Genomic DNA, 23,950 nt, shown 5'->3' on the forward strand with positions numbered 1-23,950 from the left:
ATGGGTGACGACTACTCGGCCAACATGCCCGCGATCGTGGCGAGTTCGGGAGGCATCGGTGAAGGGGCCCGTCTCGCCGGGGCGATGGTGCCCGCTTTCGAGAGTGCAGTCTCCGAGTACGACGGCTGCTGGGGCGTGGAGGGCGACGGCGACCTCTTCGCCGACCGGGTCGGTGCGCAGGCCCGGGAGGAGCGGGACCAGGTGCTCAAGACGCTGGGAGACATCGCCAACGGATATCTGTCTCTGGCCGCCGCGGTCGTCCAGGAGGCGCAGAACGTGCAGAGGCCCCAGAACCTCGCGATGGAGGACATCGAGTCGCAGAGCGCGGAAAGCGAAACGCGTCGCTAGATGTCGGTCAACTTCTCTCCCGAGCTGCGGGAGTTCATCAGGTGGTGGCTGGGCGCCGAGGTCGCCAGCGGTGATGAGGACAAGGGCTACAGCAGCCGCAATCCTTATATCCGGCTGGCCGAGAAGATCGGTGCCTTCTCCGAGGCGATGATGGCCGCGATCGCCGAAGCCGGAAACGCGCTTCCGGCGGGGATCGCCAAGGAGTTCGTCGCCGCGCTGAAGACCTTCGTCGACGACGGAGGCCAGAACCATCTCGCGGATTTCGCCAAGGAGCTGCGGGCCATCGGCCGCCGGAACGTGGACCGTTCGATGCAGCTCGCGGAGGGCAAGTACCAGATCCTCATCGAGTTCATCATGATGAAACTCGAACTGGCCGCGCTCGCCGTGCTCGCGGTGTTCACCGGCGGTACGTCGCTGACCGAGATAGCCGTGGCCCGGTCGCGTACGGCGCTGGCCATACTGCTGATCGTGCAGCGGATGGGACACGCCGTCCCGACTCCGCTCTCGGCGATCCTGGAAGCCATCCAGGAGGCGTTCGTCACGTTCGCCGCGCAGATCGTCTCGATGACCGCGCCGGACGAGGACGACCGGCGGCGGGACGACTTCGACTGGTCGGACATCGGGCAGTCGGCGGTGCTGGGGGCGCTGGCGGGGGCCTTCAGCGGGATTTTCTCCCAGGTGGCCGATCCGTGGATGAAGAACTTCTTCAAGAACAATCGGGGATGGAAAGAGGTCTTCGAGGTCCCCCTCGCCTTCGTCAACGAGGGCCAGGCCGAAACCTTCGCGGAAGCGTTCACGAAGTTCTTCTACGAGGGCACGTTCACCATCAATCCCGCCACGTTCGTGAGTGCCGGAACCAGCGGTGCCATGTTCGAGGTCGCCTCCGATGTCGCAGAGGGCGGCGGAAAGTGGCTGCACAACCAGTTCTTCAAGAATCCCGACCTCGGCCTGGGAAACACCGATCAGCTCAACGGCGGTGCGGGGAGCGGGAACGGGGGCCTGGACGGAAAGGGGGCCGGGAACGGCGGCGGGGTCGACTACGACCCGCCGGCCCCTCTGCCGACCGCCGACTCCGGCCCCGATCTGAACGCCAACCTCTTTGACCCCGCGAGCGGCTACGGAATGGGCCCGTCGCCCTATGCCGCCAATGGCACTCATGGCACCGATGCCTTCGACGACAACGAGTCGGTCTTCAGCGATGTCAGAGACGACGCGTCGGTTTTCAGCGATGTCCGCGATGTCAGCGACACCTGGTCCGTTTCGGACTACGGCGACGACCTCGACACGTACGGGCCGCAGGGCGCGGAGACCAACGGCGGCACCGGTGCGTACCCGGGCGGAGCGATGGGCCCGGGGGCGGGCGGCACGGGAGTGAGCGGCGGGGCCAAACCGCCGTACTCCTACGGCTCCTCGAACCTGTACGACTCCTCGGGGCCCGGCGCGGAGAACGACGGGGCCGGCTCGGTCCCGGACCCCGCCGTCGACGAGACCGCGCCGCCCCTTTCGGGGACGCCGAGCAGCGAGTCCGTCTTCTCCACGCTCAACCCGCCGGAGACGGCGCTCCCCGGCGGCGCCCCGTCCGTCGGCGGCCTGCCGAACCTCCCCACCACCGTGGGCTCCGCCGCCCCCACACCGTCGTACACCCCGGCCGCCTCCTCCGCGTACCAGGACCCCGACAACCTCCTCACCGACGACGAGCAGTCGGCCCCACCGGACACGGACCCCGCCGAGTCGCCCACCGGCCGGCCGGGCGCGGGCGTCAACGGCCCCGGCGCGCAGGAGGCCGTACGAGAGCGGACGTCCGACGACGAGAACCTCACGCCGTACGAGGAGGACGCGGCCGGGCCCGACACCGAAGCGGTGACCACGGACCGGGACCGCGACACGGTGACCGCGGACGGAGGCCCCGCGGGCCGGCAGACACCGGACCTCGGGGCCCCGGACCTCACCGCGCCGGTCGGCTCTGTTCCGGTCGGTTCCGCGCCGGTCGGTTCCGCACAGGACGGTTCCGTGGCCGGTCCGGCGGCGGCCGACGGCACCGTCGAGGGCTCGCTGTCGCCGTTCCCGGCCGCCGTGGGAACCCCTGTGGGCGGCCCTGCGGGCGGTCACGCGGGCACCCCTGCCGGTGGTCCCGCGGGAACCCCCGTCGGCGGTCCGCAGCAGCGGGCCCACGCCGATTCCGGTGAGGCCGTCGTGGCCGACGCCCGCGCCGAGGACGGCCAGGCCGATTCCGGCGAGTCGTCGCCCCCGGACGCGGCCGCCCCCGACTCCCGTACGCCCCTCTCCCCGGAGGAGTCCGCCGAGCGTTCGTCGGTGCCGGAGACCGACTCGGACGACCCGCTGCCGTTCCGGCCCGTACGGACGGAGTCCGAAGCCGCGCCGGCCTTCCCGACCGGCGACACACAGGCTCCCACCGCTCCGACCACCGCCGCGGCCATGGCAGAGCTCCCGGGCGGCGACCCGGAGAACCGGCGCGGTCTGGGCAGCGCGGAGCCGGTGTCCGGCGTCCGGCGCGACGACGCCGTACGCCAGTGGATCGCACGGCACGTGACCGCGGAGGATCTGCCGGCGGAGGACCTGGCGGCGGACGGACGCGGGCCGGGATCGCTCGACGAGGTGCGGCAGTCGATGGTGCGGCTCGACTCCTGGCCGCCCGCGCTCGACGCCGTCGCGGCCGGCACGGCGCGGCGGGTCTGGCGGTCGGCGGGCGCGGAGTTCCTGGGCGTCGACGAGCGTGAGCGGCTGGCGAAGGACGCCGCGCTGGTGGACGCGTTGCGCACCAGCCTGCCGGCCGCGGAGTTCGCCTCGGTGGCCGCGGAGTTGCTGGTGCAGGTGCCGGGCGGGGTGGATCAGCCGGTGTCGGCGCGGCACGAGGCGCAGCGGACGCTGGCGCGGATGCTGGCCGACCCGGTCGTGGCCGCGAAGCTGCTCAAGGCGGGCAGCAGGGCGGTCGTGGTGCCCAGGAACGAGGCGATGACCTCGCTGTCGCCGTTCCGCCATCTGGCGGGGCAGGAGATCGCCGGGCAGAACGGCCGGAAGTGGGACGGCGTTCGGGGGGTCACACTGACCGATGACACGTCGATGGCGATCACGGAGGAGAACCTCCTCGGCGAGACCACGAACGTGCCGCGGGCGGGCCGGTTCGCGGACGGGTACTCCACCACCGTCCACGAGTTCGCGCACATGATCCATGCGCACGGGCTGAGCGACTCCGACCGGGAGCTGATCGGGCGGGCGTACGCCGAGAAGGTGGCCCGGGGTACCAAGGTGCAGTGGCCGGACGGCCCGCTGTACGGCCCGGACCGCCAGGACAAGGACAGCCGCAACTACTCGTCCCGGAACGAGTACGAGTACTTCGCCCAGGCCACCAACGCCTACCTCGGTACGAACAAGGGGCGGGACCCGTACACCGGCCGGAGGCGGAAGAACGGGGCCCGCTGGGCGCGGAAGCAGGAGAAGACGCTGCTGCCGCTCCTGGAGCGGCTGTACGGCACCGAACCGGGTACCGGCGCCGCGAACCCGGTCGGGCGGACCCGGGCCGAGAACCGGCTCTACGAGGGATTTCGCGGCCTGTGGAACCCGGCGGAGAACACCTACCGACCGAAGCCTCATGACCCCGCGCCCGCACCCGTGCCTGCGCCCGCATCCGCGCCCGTACCCGCACCTGCACCCGCACTCGTGTACGCACCCGTGTCCGCGACCGCCGGCGAGCAGAGCGGCCGGGAGCCGCGCGGCCGGAAGCAGAGCGGCCGGAAGCAGAGCGGCCGGAGCCAGGCCGCATCGCGTCGGGTCGCGGTCGAGAGCAGCGCCGTCGCCGCCTTCTGGAACCGGGGCCTCGGCGGTAGTACCGCGTTCACGGCGGCTCCGGTCGCGGCACTGGCGGCGCCACCGGGCGAGGGCCGGCCGCCCGCCGCACACTCCGCGGCACCCGCACCCGCACCCACCACCGCCTCGGCGCCCCGCTCCGTCCACGAGCCGAGGTTTCCGGAGTTCTTCGCCGGGCCGCCCGGGATACGGGGCGCGTACGCGGCGCGGTCGGCGGAGTACGGGCGGGCGGCCGCCGTTGCGATGGCGGCCGACGCGCGGGTGCACGAGTACGCGCGCCAGGCACTCTCGCAGCTGATCGACGACGCCCGGAGACGGTTCGGCGGCGACAGAGACCGCGCGGCATCCGTCCAGATGGCGTTGTTCGGCCGGCGGTCGCTCGACGGGTTCGACACCAGCAGTGCGTACGAGCGCCTGCTCAGCTCTGTGGACCGGGCGCCGTTCGACGAGCTGATGGAGGCACTGGAGCGGGTCGGGGCCTGGTACGCCCGGGAGTTGGGGCTGACGCCGCCGGCCGGTGTGACGGGGCGGGGCGCCGAGTGGGATGCCGCGATGGAGGCGCGCGGGTACCGGGGGTCCGGCCGGCTGACGGCCGGGCAGCTCGATCAGGCCCGGCAGATCGAGTTCATGCTCATGCTCCACCAGGGGCTGCGGTTCCCGGGCGACGAGGTGCGTGAGTTCCGGGACGCGTTGGCGGCATGGCATCTGTCACGTCCGGACGCGCTGCCGTGGGAGTGGTTCCTGGACGTCTCCCGCCGGGCCGGGGCGTGGGACGGGCAGATGGAGCCCGATCCCTGGCTGACCGACCTGTCCCGGGTGCACGGGTGGATCCACGGCGTGCTGGCCCCGTTGGAAGGGCTGGCCCGCGGGGCGCTGGCGGGCGACCGGACGATCCGGGCCGTGCTGGAGCAGCCGCCGCATGTGGAGGCGTACGCGCGGGCGACGGAGGCGCTGCTGGCCGGGGAGATCACCGGGCAGGGCGACTGGGTGAACCCCCTCGACGTACTGGGGTACGGGCTGAGCCACCACGCCGACCCCGCTTCGGGGGCGGATATGTGGCGGGAGCGCCGGGAGGCCTGGCGTGATCTGCTGCGCAATCCGGGGGCCGCGTACGCGGTGAGGTTCCTGAAGCGCGGGCACGCCATGGCGCTGACGCTGGCCTCGGGTCCTGACGCGCGGGTCTTCGTGCCGGGGCTCACCGTGGACCGGCTGCGGGCACTCGTCGTCGCTGCGGGGCAGCAGGGCAGGCCCGGGGACCGGTCGTCGTGGCCGCTGCTGATGCTGCGCGATCCCCGTATCCGCGACGTGGTCGACCGGCCCGGAACCGCGGCGGACGTGAGGGCGGCGGTCGAGGCCTTCGCCCGTGGTGTCGACGAGCGGCTTCTCGCCGAGGTGCGCGGGCACGCGGCGATGGCCGAGGAGGCGCTGGACCTGCTGCAGGCCGAGCCCGCGGACGGGGGCTCCATGTGGTTCCCGATGATCGCGCCCGGCCCGCTGTCCGCGGAGCAGAAGCCCTTCGCGGCCGAGGGCGCGGAGATGGAACTCCCGCCGTTCGACATGGGAATGTCGAACCGCGACGCCGCTCTCGCGAAACTGCGGGAACTGGTGCGGCAGGCGCGGCCGGGGGCAGGGCACCCGATGCTGGTGGAGATCAGGAACCCGGTGTCGCTGCGCAAGACATCGCTCTTCTCACGGACTCCGGGCACCCATGCGGTGCAGTCGCCGTCTCCCGTCCGTACGAGGAACGGCATGTCCGGTGTCGCGACGGACGCGAGGACCGGCCAGTGGTACGCGCATCTGATCGCCACCGAGGTGCCGCGGGCGTTGTCGGAGACCCCGTGGAACAACGAGATCCTGGTCAAGGACCTGTACTCGGAGTCCGGCGACCTGATCGGCATCACCAGCCTCAGTGCTCCGGCGCACTCCGGACTCCCGGCCCTGAGCGGCTACAGGGTCTACGACGAGCGCACGAAGACGACCGGCGCGCGCCACGACTGGCAGCTGCCGGTGATGTCGGTCTCCGGGCCGCCCGGGTTCGTCGTCAGGTCCGCGCACGGCACCCGGCACTCCGTCATGGTGCCGGGGCGTTTCGGCCCGAAGGCCGTGAGCGGTTCGCAGGACGGCAGCATGACCGCACAGTGGTCGGCGGCGGCGAAGATACCTCCCTATCTGCCGATGCTGCTGGTTCTCTGCTCGGCGGGCGCCGGATCTCCCGCCGGGGTCTCGGCGGCGCAGTTGTCGGCCGATCAGCAGCCCGCGCAGCGCGTCACCCACGCGGCGAACACGACCGTCACCACCACTGCGGCCACCCCGGATCTCCGGCTGGACCCCGGCTGGGGGGCGGCCGAACCGCAGGTCGTGCCCTTCCGGGCGCGGGACACGCGGGATTCGGCCGTACCGGCGAACCCGGCCGATCCGTACTTCGCCGGCCAGGCGGCACGCTATGGCACCGACCCGCAGCAGTGGGACGAGATCTCGGCGGACTACGAGGAGGCGCTGGGCGAGCGCCTGTCGGACGATCCGGCGGCGCACGACGTCCTGCGGGAGGCCGTGACGGCGCTGGCCGCCGCCGGCGGACCGGGGGCACCGGCCGGTCCGAGCGGCCCGGCCGATCCGAGAGGCCCGGACGAGCTGATGGCCGTTGTCGCGCACGCGGCGGCCACCAGGTATCCCGGGGCGCTGTTCCAACTGGCCGCCGACGAAGCCGCGGTGCGGCAGCTTCGTGCCTGGCGCGGGATCAGGGTGAACCAGGGCAGGGCGCTGAGTACGCGGACGATGTACCGGATGTACGCGGACCTGGGACTGCCCAGCGACCGCTTCCCGTCGTTCGTGAAGGCCGTGTTCGGCTGGGGGCTGTTGCGGGGTTATTCCCTCGCCGCGCTTGTCAGCGATCTGGAGACGTCCGCGATGAGCGCGAACCAGGGCGCGCTCACCGCGGCGCTCGCCGGTGGCCAGGTGCATCTGTACGGGCTGGCCGACACCATGTTCGCGCCGCGCGAGGGGCTGCCTCCCGGGGAGTTCGCGAACCTGCTGCGTCCGCCGCACCGGCAGCTGTACGCGGGGTTCATGGCATCGGACTCGCAGACGGCCGGCGGTGTCCAGGTGCCGGACGGGTTGTCGGAGGCCGTGCGGACCCTGTCGGAGGCCGAGGACCTCCCGCCCGTCCCGGCCGGTGCCGGGTCCCGTCTCGGCGCGGACAGCTGGGCGGCGAGGCATGCCGCGGCCCGTGGCTGGGACGGCGAGGACTCTCCCCTGGCCCGGCTCGACCCGGCCCATGTGAGTGCGCTGTACGCGCTGAGCCTCGACTCGAACCGTTCGCTGCTGGAGTCGGGGATCGAGGACCTGCCCGCCGCCGAACGCCCGGCGGTGCTGGAGCCGTTGGTACGGCGGGCGATGGACACGGCGCTGGCCGAAGGCGAGTCGGCCGTTCCGCCGATGCTGTCGCAGCCGGCCTTGAACGCGCTGGTCGAGGAGGCGGAGGAAACGGACCCGGACAGCGCCCTGTTCGGCCGGATCCGCGACGAAGTGCACGCCATGGCCCCCGGGTTGACCCAGGGTCTGTCGTCGCTTATCCCCGCGTACGTGGGCCTGGCGGCGGAGGGGCTGGCGGAACTGCCGCCGGTCGGCCGGCCGGTGTTCCTGGCCTTCGCGGCCCCGGCCGAAGCCGACGCGGAGAGCCTGACAGAGCTGAACGTACGGCAGTTGCAGCAGGTCGCGCCGGATCCGGAGTCCGCCCTGGCCGCCCTCGGACCGGTCCCGGAGGGGGCCCGCCGGGTCGTGGTCATGGTCGAGAAGTCCTCCGCGCGCGACCACACCGCTCTCGCGGCCGACCCGAGCCGCAAGCAGATCCGGTACGCGGTGCCGACGGACCTGCTGGTGAAGTCGCACGGCGAGATGACCGACCGCGACGGCAACCCGTACGACGCGCTCCGGGCGATCGAAGTGCCCCCCGCCGACCCGCAAACAGCACTGAAGGCGGTCAAGGCGGCCGCCAACGCCACAGAACGCGTCTCGGCCCCGCCACCGGCCGGCAGCACGACCCAGACCTACGGCCGCACGGACGACCCCGCACGGTCCATCGGCGACAGCGGCCCCGACGACTTCGCGGGGTCCGTGGGCGACAACTCGCCCGGCCTCCCGGCGCCGACGGCCGCGGAGCACCCGACGAGGCAGGGTCTCCGCCCGGCCGACACGGCCTACGGCCTGCCGAAGTCCGACACGGGTCCGATCGCCCCGTACGCGGGCGCCGCGCAAGCGGTCGACGCGGGCCCGGGAACGTCCGCCACGGACATGGACATGGACACGGACATGGACACGGACATGGACATGGAGGCCGACGCCGGACCGGCCACCGACCCCGTCCACGACCAGCTGGCGCTCGCCTTCGGCCCCGACGTGGTGGCCCGGTCCGACTACCCGGTCCTGTACCGGGCCGCCTCGCGGCTCGACGCGCTCCGGGCGGGCGAACCGGTGCCGGACCAGGGTGCATTCGACCTGGAAGCGGTGGCCCGCCAGGTGCTGGGGTCGGCTCCCGGCACGGCGGTGGGACCCGGTGCGTATGCGGAGCTCTTCGCCGCGGTGACGGACCCCGACGTGGGACAGGCGGCCGGCCTGGACACGGTGGCGGCGGTCCGCCTCAGGAACCTGGGTGTCTTCGACAACGGGTTCGCGCTCACCACCGCGGAGGGCACGGCGTACGGATGGAACTGGGGGCCGCAGCAGATCTCGGGCCTGAACCTGGCCGAGGTCGGGGTCCAGCGCCTGAACCCGGACGGCAGCAGGGGTGAGCGCTCCATGGGCCCCGCCCCCTGGCGGCCCGCGACCGGGAGTCACCCGCCGCACGTCGTCATCGCCACCGGTGACCAGGACCATGTTCAGGTGCGGGACCGCGCCGGCACATCGCACTCCGTGCCCGCCTCGGTCTTCGTCGAACTGATGGCTCTCGACCCGGTCCTGGCCGGCGCGCCGCCGCACGTTCCGAGCCTGCTGGTCGTCGACCGGGCCGGCGGCGGCTACGTCGACCTGCCGCGCCGCGTGGCCCACCGTGTCCGGCGGGACGTCTACTCGGCCAGTGGCGTCCCGGACGTGGCGGCCCCGGACGAGTCCTCCTCGCACACCATCGCCCTGATCGAGGAGCCGGGCCCCGAGCCACGCGCGTACGGGTTCTGGATCCTCAGCCGCCCCCGGCCGACGCTCCGGCCCGTCGACGGCGTGTCGGAGCAGGACCGCCGGATCGTCAGCCATCCCCTCGCCGACGAACAGGGCGAGTCCTACGGCCGTGCGTCGCTGTCCGCCGCCCATCTGGCGGACAGGGAGGGCGGCCTGCGCCACCTCGGCGACATCACGACCTACGTGGAGTACAACCCGGCGACGCGTCAGTACGGGTCGGAGTTCCGCCTCCCGCACTCGGGTCCCGCCGGCGCGGCCTACCACTACGCGGGCCACGGCTCTCCGGGCCGCATGGAGGTCGCGCTGACGAACGGTGGCCACGAACTCCTGTCGGGCAGGGAGCACGCCGAGTGGCTCGGGCGCCGGGCGAGCGTGCAGGACCTGCTGGAGAGCCGCGGAGCCCAGGCCTGGGTCGACGACATCGTCTGCTGGAGCGCCTCGCCGGGCTCGACCGTCGAAGTGAACTACGGATCCCCGCTCCCGTTCGTCGCGGACGTGCTGCGGCCCGCGATGCGCCCGGTGGGCCAGGAGCACGCCAACCGGCTCGGGGTGAAGGTCCGCGCCCGCAGGCGGGTTGTCTGCATCCAGCGCCGGAGCCGCGGCGGCATCACCTGGCACGTCTTCCTCGCCGTCACAGACATCCACGGCCGGGGCGGCGGGCCCGACTTCTGGGTGGACCTGGAACCGGAGCCGCTCGGGGAGGAGCTGGACACCCGGGCACGCGTCGCCGGCCTGCACAGCGGGGACGGCCCGGCCACCGACGAGGTGCGCGAGACCACCCGGCGGCTTGGGTACGCGCTGCGGCAGGTCTTCGGCCAGGACATCGACGGCACGGCCGGCTACAGGGAACTGCTGCAGGGCATCGGCGCCCTTGAGCGGATGCGGCAGGCCGATCCGCTGCTGGCCCCCTTCGGTCCCTTCCATCTCGGGCTGTTCGAGCGCGCGGCCCGCGCGGAACGGGACCACCCCGCTGCCGAGGACACCGACGACGACTCGGGCTCCGAAGGGCCCGAAGGCTCCGAGTCGGGTTCCGATACGGGTTCCGAGGCGGGCGGGGCGACCACCGACGAAGGCCCGCCGGACGACAGGGACTACCGGAACCTGCTGGTGTGGGCGGCCGACGCGGTGAACGACCCGGAGGGCGTGCCCCGCGTCACCGACCACCCCGGGCTCGGCGACCTGCGGGCGACGGCGCAGCGACTGCACGATGCACACCGGCACGACCGGTTCACCGCGCACACGGCCGAGGTGCTGGGCCTGCCTCCCGGCCGTCCGGCGGTGGACGAGGACGAGCGTTCCGACATGTTCTGGGCGGACGTCAAGGTCGCCGAGTGGCTGGACAGCGGTGTCGACCTCGACTCCGCCGCCCTGCGGGCCCTCCACCTGCCGGACGGGCACCGGCCCACCATGGACGACTGGGACGCCGTGATCCGGCTGGCGACCCGGGCCGCCGCCGAGGGGCGCGACCTCCACGACCTCACCGACCTGGCCGCCTTCCACCTGAAGACGCTGGGCGCCTACGACCCGAAGACGCTCATCTCCAGAGCCGACGGCTCCGCGGGGGCGGGCCGGAGCTATGTGAGCGGGGCGCAGCCCCTGTACCTCGCCCCGGGCCCCGTCCAGGGATACGCCTCCACTCCGGAGGGCGGCGACCTCCGTGGCACCGGCCCGTACGACGGACCGTGGCAGACGCCCGGCACCAGGCCGCCGCTCGTCCTGAACCTGCCCGGCTCACCGCGGCCCGGACACGTCGTCGGGGACTTCGGCGACGGAGTGCTGCGGACGGTGCCCGAGGAGGAGTTCGCCGTACTGGTCTCCCATGACCCCCTGTTCCGCACGGAGGACCTGGAGACGGACGTCGCGTTCACCGGCCCGGTCATGGCGACGGACGGCCTCCGCACCGCTGTGACCAGGGCGACGGGCCGTAAGAGCTGGTCCTACGACGGTTTCTCGAAGCTCCTTCCGATGGGCCCGAGCACCGTGATCGGCACGGTGCAGCGCGTGCGGCCGGGCGGACCGGAGCAGCCCCCGGCCGGGCTGTGGCAGGCGACCCTCCCCCGGGACGTGCTGCCGGGGTTCGCCAACGGTTCCGGCCCCGCCCCGCAGGGCCCGGCACCGGCCACGTACTCCGGCGGGCCCCCCGCGCCGGACACGGCCGTCGACGACACGGACGACACCGACGACATCGTTCTTCCGACGCCGACCTGGGAGGACATCGCCCAGGCGCTCGACACGATGCGCCGGAGCGTGACGGCAGCCTCCGAAGAGGACACCGAGGCGGCCGCAGGTGCGTCCGGCGACGCCCCGTCGGCGTCCGGTGCCGCCGGTTCCCGGCAGCCGCCGCCGGACATCGTCGACGAGGTCACCTTCAGCGCCCCGGCCCCGGCCGAACTCCCTGTCGGTTCCCCGGCTCCGCCCAGTTCCCCCGACTCGATCGACATGATGATGGACTGGGAGGACGGCGACGACAACGATGACGCGGCGTCCGTCGACGAGCCCATGGACGGCCCTCCCGAGCCGGCCCCCACCACCGAGGAGATCCACCACGCGTTGCTGGAGGGCGTCTTCGGCTCCGACATCGGGTCGAAGCGCCTCTACCCCGCCCTCCGAGAGGCCATCGGGCGGCTCGACCGGCTGCGGCAGGCCGATCCCCGTCTGCGGGACGGCCCGCTCGACCTGGATGCCCTGACCCGCCGGGTGCTCGGCCTGGACGCGTTCGGTCCGGTGACCGGCGCCCGGCACGGCGAGCTGTTCCGGGTGGCGATGGACGAGGCGATGGAATCGGCCGACAGCCCGGCCGTCCTGGCCGCGTTCCATCTCAGGCTTCGGGGCGTGCTGTCCCGCCGCCGTGCCATCACCGCTCCCGGCGGTGCCGTCCGGGGCCGCAACTGGACCGGCGCCGCGAACCTGGACGTGAACCTGACGACGCTCGCAGAGGGCACGGCCCCCTGGCATCGACCCGGCGGCCCGGAGCCGTACGTGGTGGTGGCGGACGGCGATCACCGGCACGTCGTGGTGCGCGGCTTCGACGGGGCTCCGCGCCGGGTGCCGATCGATGTGTTCGCCGAACTGCTGGCCCTCGATCCGGAGTTGGCCGGGCTCCCGCCGGACGTCCCCGTCGTACTGCTGATTCCCGGTGCGGGTGCCCGGGGTCTGGAGCTGCCGCGCCGGGCGGCCGACCGGACCGGCCGGGACACCTGGTCGGTCACGGGTGCGCTGATGGTGCATCCGCGCCAGGACCCGTCCCTCCCGCACACCGTCTCCCTGCCGTCCGGTCCGGGGCTGGTGCGCTCCGACTGGATCCGCAGCACCCCCGGCCAGGTGCTCGACCCCGCCGAGACCGAGGGCGCCCCCGGCTGGGAGCGCGAGCTGCTGACGTACACCGTCGTCACCGACAGCGGACCGATCGGCAGAGGTGTGTTCAGCAAGGCCGAGGCCCCGAAGATGGTGGAGCAATGGCGGCATGCGGCGGAGGCGACGGAGCTCTGGCACCGGAACCCGGCAACCGACGTCTGGACCAGGGACGACAAGCCGGTTCCGTTCGCGGGAAAGCCCTTCTACCTCTTCGCCGCGCACGCCTGGCCGGACGAGATCCATCTGCCGCTGGAGGACGGCAGGGTCGAGGTCACCGGGGGCCGGCAGACCGGTGGTCTGCTCAAGCGGCGGGCGAGCCTGGCGCAACTCCCCCGGGAACACGCCGTGGTGATGGAGGCGTGCTGGCTGGCCACGCCCAAGGGAGTGGTCCGCGTTCGCGGGGATGTGCGCGACCCCTTCGTGCCCGATCCGCTGTCGACCGTCAGCGACGCCCAGCACGTGGCGAACGAGACCGGGCGTGTGGTGTACGGAGGCACGCGTTTCGTCGGAATCGGGCGGACGCGCAAGGGGAAATGGGTCCACACCTCGCGCACCGATGTGCACGGACGGCGCGGCAGGTGGGTGGAGCACCGGCCGGAGCCCCACGGTGACGCGCTCGACGACATCGCCCGTGATGCCGGCCTGCACCAGGGCCCAGGGCCCGTTCCGGACGCGACCCGTGACCGGGCGCTGCGGCTGGTGCGCGCGCTGCGCCTGGCCTTCGGGGCGGCCGTCGAGGACGAGAGCGACTACCGGGACCTGCTGAACGGCATCGGCGCGCTGGAGACCATGCGCGACAACGACGCGCTGCTCCGCGGCTTCGGGCCGTTCACCATGGACCTGTTCGAGCGTGCCGCCGGCGTGGACCTCAAGGCCGCGGCCGGGGTGGTCGAGCCCGCCTACCGCGATCTGCTGCTCAGAGCCGCCGGGGCGGCGGCCCAGCAGCCCGGCACCACCCTCACCACGTTCCTCGACCTGCCGCATGTCGTCGCCACCGCCGAGCGGCTGGGCGGTCTCGCGGACCTGGCCGCCGAGGCCGCCGAGATCCTGCGCCTGGAGGGCGGCGCGGCGGCCGTCGGGGAGCCCGAGCGGTCACGGCTGTTCTGGGCGACGGTGAAGGCCCTCGAATGGCAGAGCCGGACCCCGGACCTGGACGCCCTCACCGCCAAGGTGCTCCATCTGGACCAGCCGGACCCGGCCCGGCGTCCCGAGCTGCTCCGGCTGGCCGCCCAGGCGGCCGCCGTCGGCCGGGACCTGGACAACCCGACCGAGCTGGCCGCCTTCCACCTCGAACTGCTGGGAGCCTTCGACCCGGAAACCCGCATGCTCGACGCCACCGGCGTGCCGGTCGGCCGCAACTGGGTGCGGCCCGAGCCGGACATGACGGTGAGCGACCCGGCCCGTGTCGTCGTCACCACCCCGAAGCAGGACGGCGGTTACCACCCGACGGGCACCGAGAACGCGGCATGGAGCGGTCCCGGCCGGCCGGCGTCGTACATGGTCCGGGCGGCGGGCGGTTCGGACCACGTGCTCATGACCCTGCCCGGGGGCTTCAGCGGCCGGGTGCCGTACGACGAGGTCGCCGAACTCCTGTCCCGCGACCCGGTGCTGTCCGACCGGGCACTGAACGTCGACATCGTCCTCGCCATACCCAGGGCGGTGACGGAGCCGACCGCCGGACCGGCGGCAGCGGGCCCGGCCGGCGGTTCGGCCGCGAACGCCGATCCGCGGGCCGTCATCAGCGCGGCGACCGGTCGGGGCGTTTGGGCTTCACGGGGCGACGTGGGGATGGTTCGAAACGTCCAGTCGGGCCGGTCTGCCTTCTCCGTGATCCCCACCGTGCCGGGACGTCCGGCGGCCGACGACTGGGGGGTTCTGAGGCCACGCGATCTGCTCGTACCCGGCGCCGAGGTCCCGGCGGCCGACGACGAGGTCACCGGAGTCACCCTCGCCCCGTCCACGAGCCCCCTCGCGCCCACGGCAGCCGCCGCCTCCGCATCCGCTTCCGCATCCACCTCCGCTCCGGCCCCGAAGCACGCCCCGGTTCCCGCGCTCGACGCTCCGGTCGAGGGCCTCGACGCCCTGATGCCGGACTTCGGCGGTGAGGTGTCGGGGCTGGACGCCTCGATGCCGGATCTCGGTGGCGAGGTGTCGGGCCTGGAGGCGCCGATGCCGGACTTCGGCGGTGACGTGTCCGGTCTGGACGACTCGATGCCGGACCTCGGCGGTGACGTGCAGGGTCTGGACGCCCCGCTGCCGGACCTCGACGCCGCAGCCTCGGAGACCTCGTCCGACGGCGAGTCGTCCGAGCCGGACGCCGACCCCGATCCCGACGCCGACCCCGACCGCTCGCCCCGTCTGGACCCCGACCTCCCCCCGCCGCCGCGGACGAGCGGTGCCCGCGCCCCGTTCGCGGACGGCAGGCGCATGCCCGCCTACGTCGACGACCTCCCCTCGCTGCTGCCCGCAGACCTCACCGAGGACGAGGTCGAGGAACTCCTCGTCGGCCCCAGCACCTTCGGGCAGAGCACGGTCGTGCTGCGCGGCATCGACCAGGCGCTGCGGGCGATCGAGAAGGAGTTGGGAAGCCGGCCGGACACCCGGCCCGCCGAGGGAGACACCCTGTCGGCCGACGTCGGCCAGACGCTCCGGGAGAAGCCGAAGTCGCTGAGCGACGGCAAGGGGCGCCCGTTCCCGTACGTCAACGCGAACGGCAAGACCCGGGTCCTGTACGTCAGGGCGCGCCACCACCCCGACTGGGTGCCGTTCGACGACGGCTTCGGCCACACCTCGAAGATCGACAGCATGCACCGGGGCGCCGCGTCCTTCGGTCTGACCAAGAGCATGCAGGCCAACTCCCAGTACGGTCTCGCCGCGCCCATCGGCCCCGCGGGCACCGCGGTGTTCAGCGGCTTCGGCCGTATCGCCGCCCGGATCGGCTTCATCAACAAGATCGGCTACGTACTGACGAACCAGCGGATGAACCAGATGGAGACCCGGACGCTCGACGACTCCCGGACGTATCTGACCGACGTCTCCTACGAGATACGGGTCACCGACGCCGTCATCGACACAGGCACCGAGACGGGCACCGGCACCGGAACCGAGACCGGGACGGGCAAGGGCAAGGCCAAGAGCAGGGCCAAGGGCAGGAACAAGCCCAAGAACAAGCCCAAGCCCGCCGACATCGCGTTCCTCTCCTTCGGCATCCGCAACGGACTGCTCGTGCGCCTGCCCGACAGCGTCCTGATGATCTCGAAGCCGGGCCGGATCCCGAGAACGATCGACCTGGACCGGAACTCCCAGTTCCGATTCGGCCGTACCGAGGGATTCGGCCCTGTGGCGGTGATCCGCGACTGGGCGGCCCTGCGCGTCGGAGCGCTGCCCGGCAGCTCCGCCTACGACGAGCTCGACACGTTCTTCTCCGGCGACAGCTTCCAGCGGCACGGCGGCATCATGGCGAGCGGCCGGATCACCACCCCGCCGCTGTTCGCCGACGACGCCAGGAAGTCACCGCTGGGCGCCTTCGTGGTGGAGGAGCTGATACCCCGCACCGCCGTGCTCGTCGGGGAGACGGCCATGGCCGAGATGCGGGACATCCACACGTCGACGGTCCGCAGCGAGCGGAGCCGCGCGGAGGGCAGGAGTCTGCTGCTGCAGGCCGCGATCGGACCCGCGTACAACTTCCTCGACCTGCCCGGTGTGCCGTTCGACCTGCGGCTCCAGCTCGGGCCGAGCGGCCAGTACGCGCACTCCAGGACCTGGTCGGCCGGCCTCGGCGGTGCCGGAACCATCAAGTCGGCGGGACAGGTCAAGGGATCGAAGACCGCCCTGTACCTGGTGGTGAAGTCGGTCCGGGTACGGCGGGTCGGTGACACGGGACCGCCCAAGCAGTTCCTCACCTGGAGCCTGGACCGGATGACCAGCTCCGAGGCGCGGCGGCTGGCCGGATGGGACGACGGAACCGCCCAGATCCTGCGGAGCGGCACCCCGCCGAACGTCCCGGCCTATCTGGCCGAGAACAATCCGCGGACCCTGGGCATGCACCGGGTCAAGGAGTTCACCTTCGACGACGGCCTGCGCACCCGGATCACCGAGGACGACAGCGACGGCGTCGGCCGCACACTGCTCGACGCGTTCGCCGACGGCCTGGTGCTGGCCATCGCCAAGCGGCGCAAGGGACTGGTGGCGCCGCTCGACCAGCTCATGCCCCCCGATCCTCCGAAGGGCTGGCGCGCCCGTCTGCTGGGCATGGGGCGGCAGGAGCGGCAACAGGTGCTCGAAACGGCACGCGGCCTGCCCGTACCGCCGCAGTGGTCCGATCCCGCGAAGTACCACACGGCACTGCAGAACACCCTGCAGATCATCGGCAGGCTGGGTCAGCAGAGTGTCGACGTCACCCTGGCGGCCCTGTCGAAGCCCGGCCTGATGATCACGCTCACCGATCCGGACAGCATCGGGCAGACCTACTACCACGTCTGGGTGCGCGGCGCGCTGACCGGACGGCGGTACATGGGCAAGGACATCGACGAGGGGATGCGCTTCAGCGCCCAGGGCATCGACCGCCTGGACGGTCAGACGAGCGCGAAGAACGCCACGGACCTGGGCTTCGAGGGCACGGTCTCGGGCCGTGACAACAGCGTCGACGAAGCGGGGCTGCCCAGGAACACGCTCGGGCTCACCCTGGGCGGGCGCAAGGGATGGCAGTGGGAGGCGGAGACCGCCTTCGGTTCGACGGTCACCAACGAGCCGATGTCCGTGAGCAACATGCCCACGCACCTGTACCAGTACGACTTCGAGCTCACCGCGGCCATGGGCGGCTACTGGAGGTTCCGCGGCCTGATCCGCGGTCTGGGCCTGGGGCTGCCCGGGCTGCTGGTGCTGGACGAGCCGATCAACGTGCTCTTCGGCCACACGACGAGAGGAGCGTGGACCTTCCCGCAGGGCGGCGGCCCGGTGACCGGGAAGGTGCTGATCGGCATCCCCGTCCAGCACACTCCCGCCACGGACCCGCACGCGGACGGGGCGTTCAACCCCTTCACCGTCCCCGAGCCGCCCGCCGTGCCCATGACCACCAAGCGGGCGCTCGCGCTGGCGAAAGGCGACCTCGTCCTGCCCGCCGGCGGCGAGGACGCGCAACCCGCGGGACAGTCCGCCGAGCAGTCCGAGGGGCAGCCCGACGGGCAGTCCGAGCGACGGCTCGCCGGACGCGGGACGGACCAGTTCAGGGAGTTCAGACGGCACCCGTTCGTGATCCTGGTCGTGGTGCCCTCGGCCATCCTGACCGTGGCGGTCGACCAGGTCCTGGAAGAGGCGTCGGCGGGCGCCTGGCAACTGGTGAAGGAGGGCGCCCCCGCCCGCGAGGCCATCATCCGCACCTTCACACCCCAGTACCAGACGGCGAGCTTCGACCAGAGCTCCGGGCCGCTCGGACTGGCGGGCAGCGGCATCCTCGGCAAGGGGGCCTTCGGCGAGCTGTGGGGGACCTTCCGTTACGCGACGACGGTGGAGGGCCTGAGCGCCCTCACCCCGTCGATGTCCATGGACACCGAGATGGTCCTCGGCGGTACCCGGCAGGCGGGCGGCAAGCTCAGCAGGACCACCAGCTTCGTCTTCGGTGGTCAGCTGATCTACTCCCGGGCCCACAACCCCGGGCACGGGCTCATGGGCATGTACGGAGTCGTCGCCAACCCCGTCTCACTGGCCGGGGCGCGCAGCCGCAACGTCGTACGGACCGTCGTCGCGGACATGAACCGCAAGGGGTTCACCCACCAGGTCGAGGTGGCCGGTGACGTGAAGCACTGGTTCGCGCTGACGACGAGCCGGGTGGGCATGGGCCGCACCGGACGGGCCGCGGCGGGCAGTTCACTCGTGCCGCGGCGGCTCGCGGGGGCGGCCGGGACGGAGGTGACGACCCCCGGCGGCCTGCTCGGGCATCTGCCGGAGAAGAGCGCGCACCGGATGAAGCTGCTCGACGACGGCCTGGGAGACGTCCCCCTCTACGCCGACCATGCCTGGTCGCCGCAGCGGTGGCTGCGCGGCGCCGGCTTCGGCACGTACGCGGTGAACGCGCTGGACCCGACCGACGCGCTGCTCGCGTTCGAGCAGGAGATCCGGAAGCTGGGCCTCGACGAGGCGGGCCGGGAGAGGATCCGGCAGCTGGTGACGGCCCGCGCCACGCGCGCCCTGAAGGGGGAGATGACGTCCGCGGGACCCTCGACGATGGTCACCGTCGGAGGCTACGGCTGGGACGCCGTGCGGATCGGCGACCGGTGGGTCAGGGCGCGGGTCGAACTGATCCCCGGGACGCCGCAGTTCCAGGGCCTCGACCACAGCGCCGAGCTGGAGGAGAACCGGCGCGCCATCGAGACCGTCCAGGACAACTCCGAATCCTCCTCCGGGGCCGAAGTGGGCATCCTCACCAGCCAGTTGGTGCACACCGGGAACGCGTACGTCGCGGGCGCGGGACCCACGTACACCGAGGGCGGCTCCCACCGGAAGACGGTCGCGGCGAGCCACTCGACCACCACCGTCACGATCTACCGGGCCGCGTCCACCGAACCGCACGCGCAGATCACCACCCCGTACCGGATGCGGATCACCCTGGAGGCGGACGACAGCCCCAGCACGGGCGCCCCGGCCGCCCCGGAGACCGCCGGGAAGGGGAAGACCACGGCCTTCGACCGGTTCCGGGGAAAGGTGCGGATCTCCGCGGAACACGATGTCGGCACGCTGGACGAGCACATCCCGCTCAGCCTGATGGAACCGACGCCGTCGGCCGACGACGCGTCCGGCTCCGGCGAGCCGCTGTCCCCGCCGGACCCGCGGGCGGATCCCGCCCTGGCCAGGGCACCCCGGCCGGCGCCTCTTCCGCTGCCCAGGGCCGGGCAGGAACTGCTCGTCCGGTACGGCGACGGCGTCGAGCGGCCGTTCACCTTCCCCGAGAACGGCATGCACCCCCGGGGGATCGTCGGTCTGGAGAACATCCGGGCCGCGAACGAGCTGCTCCTCACCAGGGCGTACGACGCCGGATTCTCGCTCGCCGCACTGGAGGCCGAGGACGGTCCGGACGCCGCCACCCTGACCGCACTCCTCAGGAGGACCAGGAAGAGCGGTCTGACCCGGCTGGGCACCGGCTCCGCGCAGGCGCTGGAGGACGGCACCAGCAACATGGCGGTCACGTCGTTCTACCCCCGCACCACGGAGTCCGACGGCTACGAGCTGGCGGGGCTGACCGAGAAGTCCTTCCTGGGCACCGACACCGGACAGCTGTCCCTGCGCTCCACGCCGGACTTCTCGGGCGCACTGCTGCTCACCGTCGCCGACGGCAAGAAGCTGGAGGTGCTCCGGCGGTACGCCGCGAACGCGAACACGTCCTCGGCCAGTGAGCACACCCAGGCCGGGAACCTCGGCGCGGGCTTCCTGTACGACTCTCCCGGCGGCGCGGGCCTCAACCAGGTGGGCATCTTCGTCCCCGGCCCCAACGACCTGGACGGCGACGGCATGCCGGTCGGTGACGACCACCTGACCTCGCGCAACCTCAAGCCGAAGACCGGACGTTCGTTCCTGTTCGCCGTCCCCACCAGCTGGCTCAGCGCCGGCGACGTGCACCGGAGCGTCCGGGACTCCAAGGCCGCCGACCGGCTGCGCGGCGGAGCCTTCACCAGCAGGGCCCGGTCGGGCCCGCAGGCGATGACGTCCGAGGCGTACGTCATCCAGTGGGTCCGCGAGGACATCGCCCGCGAGCTGATGCTGATCACCGACACGAACTTCCCCGAGCGGGTCGGCAAGGCCTGGGACGCGGTCAGCCAGGTCAGCGGGGACTGGGTCGCGGCGGACCAGGCGTACTGGAAGAAGCGCCGCACCCATCCCGTCCTGGTGGCCGAACAGGCCGACGCGCGCACCGCGTTGACCGACGCCGAGCAGGCACTCGAAACGGCCCGGACCGGGATCGAGACGGCGAAGGAGGCGGCGAGACAGGCGGCGAGTCCGGCGACGGACGCGACGGACGCGACGGACGCGACGGACGTGACGGCCGCGACGGACGTGACGGTCACGCCGGCCGGCCCGAGCACGACGGCGAGTGCGACGACGAGTGCGACGGCGAGTGCGGCCGACGAGACCGCGGACCTGGGGACTGCTGCCCCGGGTACCGCCGACCCGGCGACCCCCGACCCCGGGACTGCCGACCCGGGAACCGACGGCCGGGCGGAGGCCGCCCGGCTGCTCGACGGGGCCCAGCGGCAGGCCGACAAGGCGACGGGGGACCTGGCGAGGGCCAAGGCCACGCTGGAACGGCTCGAAGCCGCCCTGGCGGGGCTGCCCGAGGAACTGAGGAAGCTGCTCGACACGGCGAACACCCTGGCGGCCGAGTACCACCGGGTGCGCCGCGCCACCGACCAGCTCACCCGCTGGCACCGGCTGGCGGCCACCGAGGAGGGCAGGCTGACGCTCGCGGGCCGTACCGAGCCGCCGCCGGTGACGTACGCGCCGCCGCCGGTCAGGACGCCGGCCAAGGCGGTCCCGCCCCGCTACAAGCGGACCGGAGAGGGGGCGCAGGCGCGTCTCGTCGCGCCGGCCGTGGCGCCCGCCGTCGCCCCGGCCGCCGGTTCGGCCGCTGGTTCCGGCGCATCTCCGGCCCCGCTGGAGTACACCCTGCACGACGTGCCCAGGGACGGCGACACGTTCCTCCTGGCGCTGGCGAAGGGGCTGTTGGAGGTCGGCCGGAACGACCTGCTCACGCGGCAGGGCATCGACGTGCCCGAGGAACTGGCGGACGCTCTGCTCTCGGAGGAGGGCATCGATACGACCAAGGAGTCGCCGGAGCGGGCCGCACAACGCAAGCGTCTTGTGACGCAGTTGCGCAGGGCGCTGGCGGCGCGGCTGACCGATCCGAGCGAGAGCGGGCTGACCCCCTTCGTCACGGTGGACGGGGCCGACACCTTCGAGCGGTCCGAGATCGAACGGCCGGAACTCGTCGACGCGGGGCTCGACCTGGGGGAGGGCACCCCGGCGCGCAAGGAGTTCGACGCGCTGAAGGTGCTCTCGCCGGCCGTGGAACTGACCGAGGACGTACGGAAGCTACTGGCGACCGCGCAGCTCACGCGTCCCGGCGACGCGGCCGAGGAGGCCGGGTGGAACCACTCCGCGGGCGACCTGCTGCCGGAGCTGGCGGCCAGGACGTTCGGCATCCAGGTCACGGTCGTCCTGGACGACGGGAGCTTCCACGTCTTCGGTTCGGCCTCCGGAACCGGCGGGAACACCCAGGTCCTCCAATCACAACTGGACGTCTCCGCGAGCCCCCCGCCCCCGCACCTGGTCCTCAGCCTGTCCGGCGGGGAGGCCCCCCGCTTCCGGCTCGCGCTCCCGGTGAAGCCCGGCCCGCCCGACACGGACCGGGACCCGGGCACGGACCCGGGTACGGGAGTTGATGCGTCGGACAAGGGAGTTGACGGCTCCGGCGCCGGAAGCGAGGGCAAGGGCAAGGGCACAGACGAGGGCCTGGGCGAGGGGAAGGGCAAGGACAAAGCCCCGGCCGATGCCGAGTCCGCGCTCGCGCCTGAAGAGGGGATGACCGAAGCCCACCCGGCGACGGTCCCGCGTATCAGCCGTACTCCCGCCCAACGGCGGCTGGCCGTCGACCTGGTGACGGTCGAGGACCTGGGTGCGGACCCGCCGCGACTCGGGCCGGACGAGATGATCAGCACCGCCGTGCTGGGCGCGGCGAACGTCAGGCTGGGCGAGGGGCCGAGGCTCGAAGCCGAACTGACCGGCGCGATCGCGGCACGCGACGGCAAGCTCGAACCACTCGACCACGTAAGGCTGTTGATGATCAGGCCCGGCCCCTGGGGCGAGGCCCTCGACGCCGTCGCGGCACGGGCCGCGCGCCGGGTCTGGCGGACGGCGTACGAGGACTTCGCGGCGGTCGCCTCCCTGGCGTCCGGAGTTCCGTCGACCACGGACCTGGAGGAGGTGTGGTCGAGTGCCGTGGCTCTGGTCCTGCCGACGGAGCCGCACTCCGTGCTCGCGGACTCCCGCCATGCTGGCAGCGAGTTCCGGGACGCCGTACGCCAGGTCGCCGAGCACTTGGCGACGCACGGGCTGGACGACAGTTCGGCCGGGTACCTCTCCGACCAGCTCCGGAACGGCCTCGGGCTGCCGTCCAGGGAGCCGACCGGAACAGAGGCCTCCGCCGGTGGGCCGACCCGGAGGATACTCACCTCCTCGGCACAGCCCGTCCCGGGCGACACGACAGCCGCGCTCCCGCCGGACCCCACCCGTGCGTCCACTCCGGAACAGGGCCACGAGACGGACGGCGACGACGACGGCACCGGGTCCACCACCAGCACCGACCTCGCCAGTGATGTGCTCGACTCCGACTCCGAGTCCTTCCCCGAGCCCTATCCCGATCCCAGGAACTCCCCGTTGCCGTCTCCCTCGACGGTGATCCGCTTCGAACGGAAGGGCAAGTCGCCGGACCATGCGGAGCAGCAGTTGGCGGAGCTGGCCCGTCGGGTGGCCTGGGCGGGATACCTGACTTCGCGGGCGGGGATCCATACGCCCGAGAGGGCCGTCACCGTGCGCATCACCGGCTACGGCAACGGCAGTTGGGGTCTGCGCAGGTCGACGACCGCCCGGAGTACCGGACTTGAGCGTGCCCAGGGCGTTGAAGCCGTGTTCCGCGACCACCTTCGCCGGGCGCTCGTGGAGCTCGGGGCGGAGGACCTGCTCGGCGGTTTCGGCATCGTCGTGGACAGCCGGGGCCGGGACAGAGGCGTCCGGGGGAAGGCGGCGCGGCAGCAGGTGACGGTCGACGTCGGACTGCCGAAATACGCTCCGGCCGTCCGACGGCTGCATGTGCTGAGCGGCTCCTCCGACGCGAAGGCACAGGCCAGGCTGATCCTCCACCTCGACAGGTCCGCGGAGGTGGACGAGGCCAGGCTGCGCGAGTTGTACGAGCTGACGACGGACGCGATGCGGGCCGGGCACGCGGGAAGTCTGGCCGCGCTGGGTGCGTACCACCTGAAGCGGACCGGTGTGCCGGGTCCGGCGAGCCGGATCGTCGGGCCGGACGGCCGGACGCGGGGCCGCAACCTGAGGCGCAAGCCGGTCGTGGACATCGCGACGGCGACGTACGTCCGGACGCTCGACGGACGGGCCGTGGGGGACCCGGAGCCGTCACCGTGGCACCGGCCGGGGCAGCCGGAGCCGTACGTCGTCGTGGCCGACGGCGGCCACGACCATGTGATGGTGC

At 72.7% G+C, this 23,950-nt stretch carries 2 protein-coding genes (1 of these 2 only partly in view); both read left to right on the forward strand.

Features of this window, described 5'->3' with window-relative positions; translation table 11 throughout:
- The gene (locus ACFWXQ_RS36795) at positions 1 to 348 is read left to right on the forward strand and encodes a hypothetical protein (RefSeq protein ID WP_383938097.1); all 348 of its coding nucleotides are present in this window, start codon (positions 1 to 3) and stop codon (positions 346 to 348) included.
- Positions 349 to 23,950: the 5' portion of a lonely Cys domain-containing protein gene (locus ACFWXQ_RS36800; protein WP_383938099.1), read on the forward strand. 6,359 nt of this gene lie beyond the right edge of the window; only the first 23,602 of its 29,961 coding nucleotides appear in the window; its start codon is at positions 349 to 351; the stop codon falls past the right edge of the window. It begins immediately after the preceding gene.

This window comes from Streptomyces sp. NPDC058697 (assembly GCF_042715345.1).
Classification (GTDB): Bacteria; Actinomycetota; Actinomycetes; order Streptomycetales; family Streptomycetaceae; genus Streptomyces; species Streptomyces liliifuscus.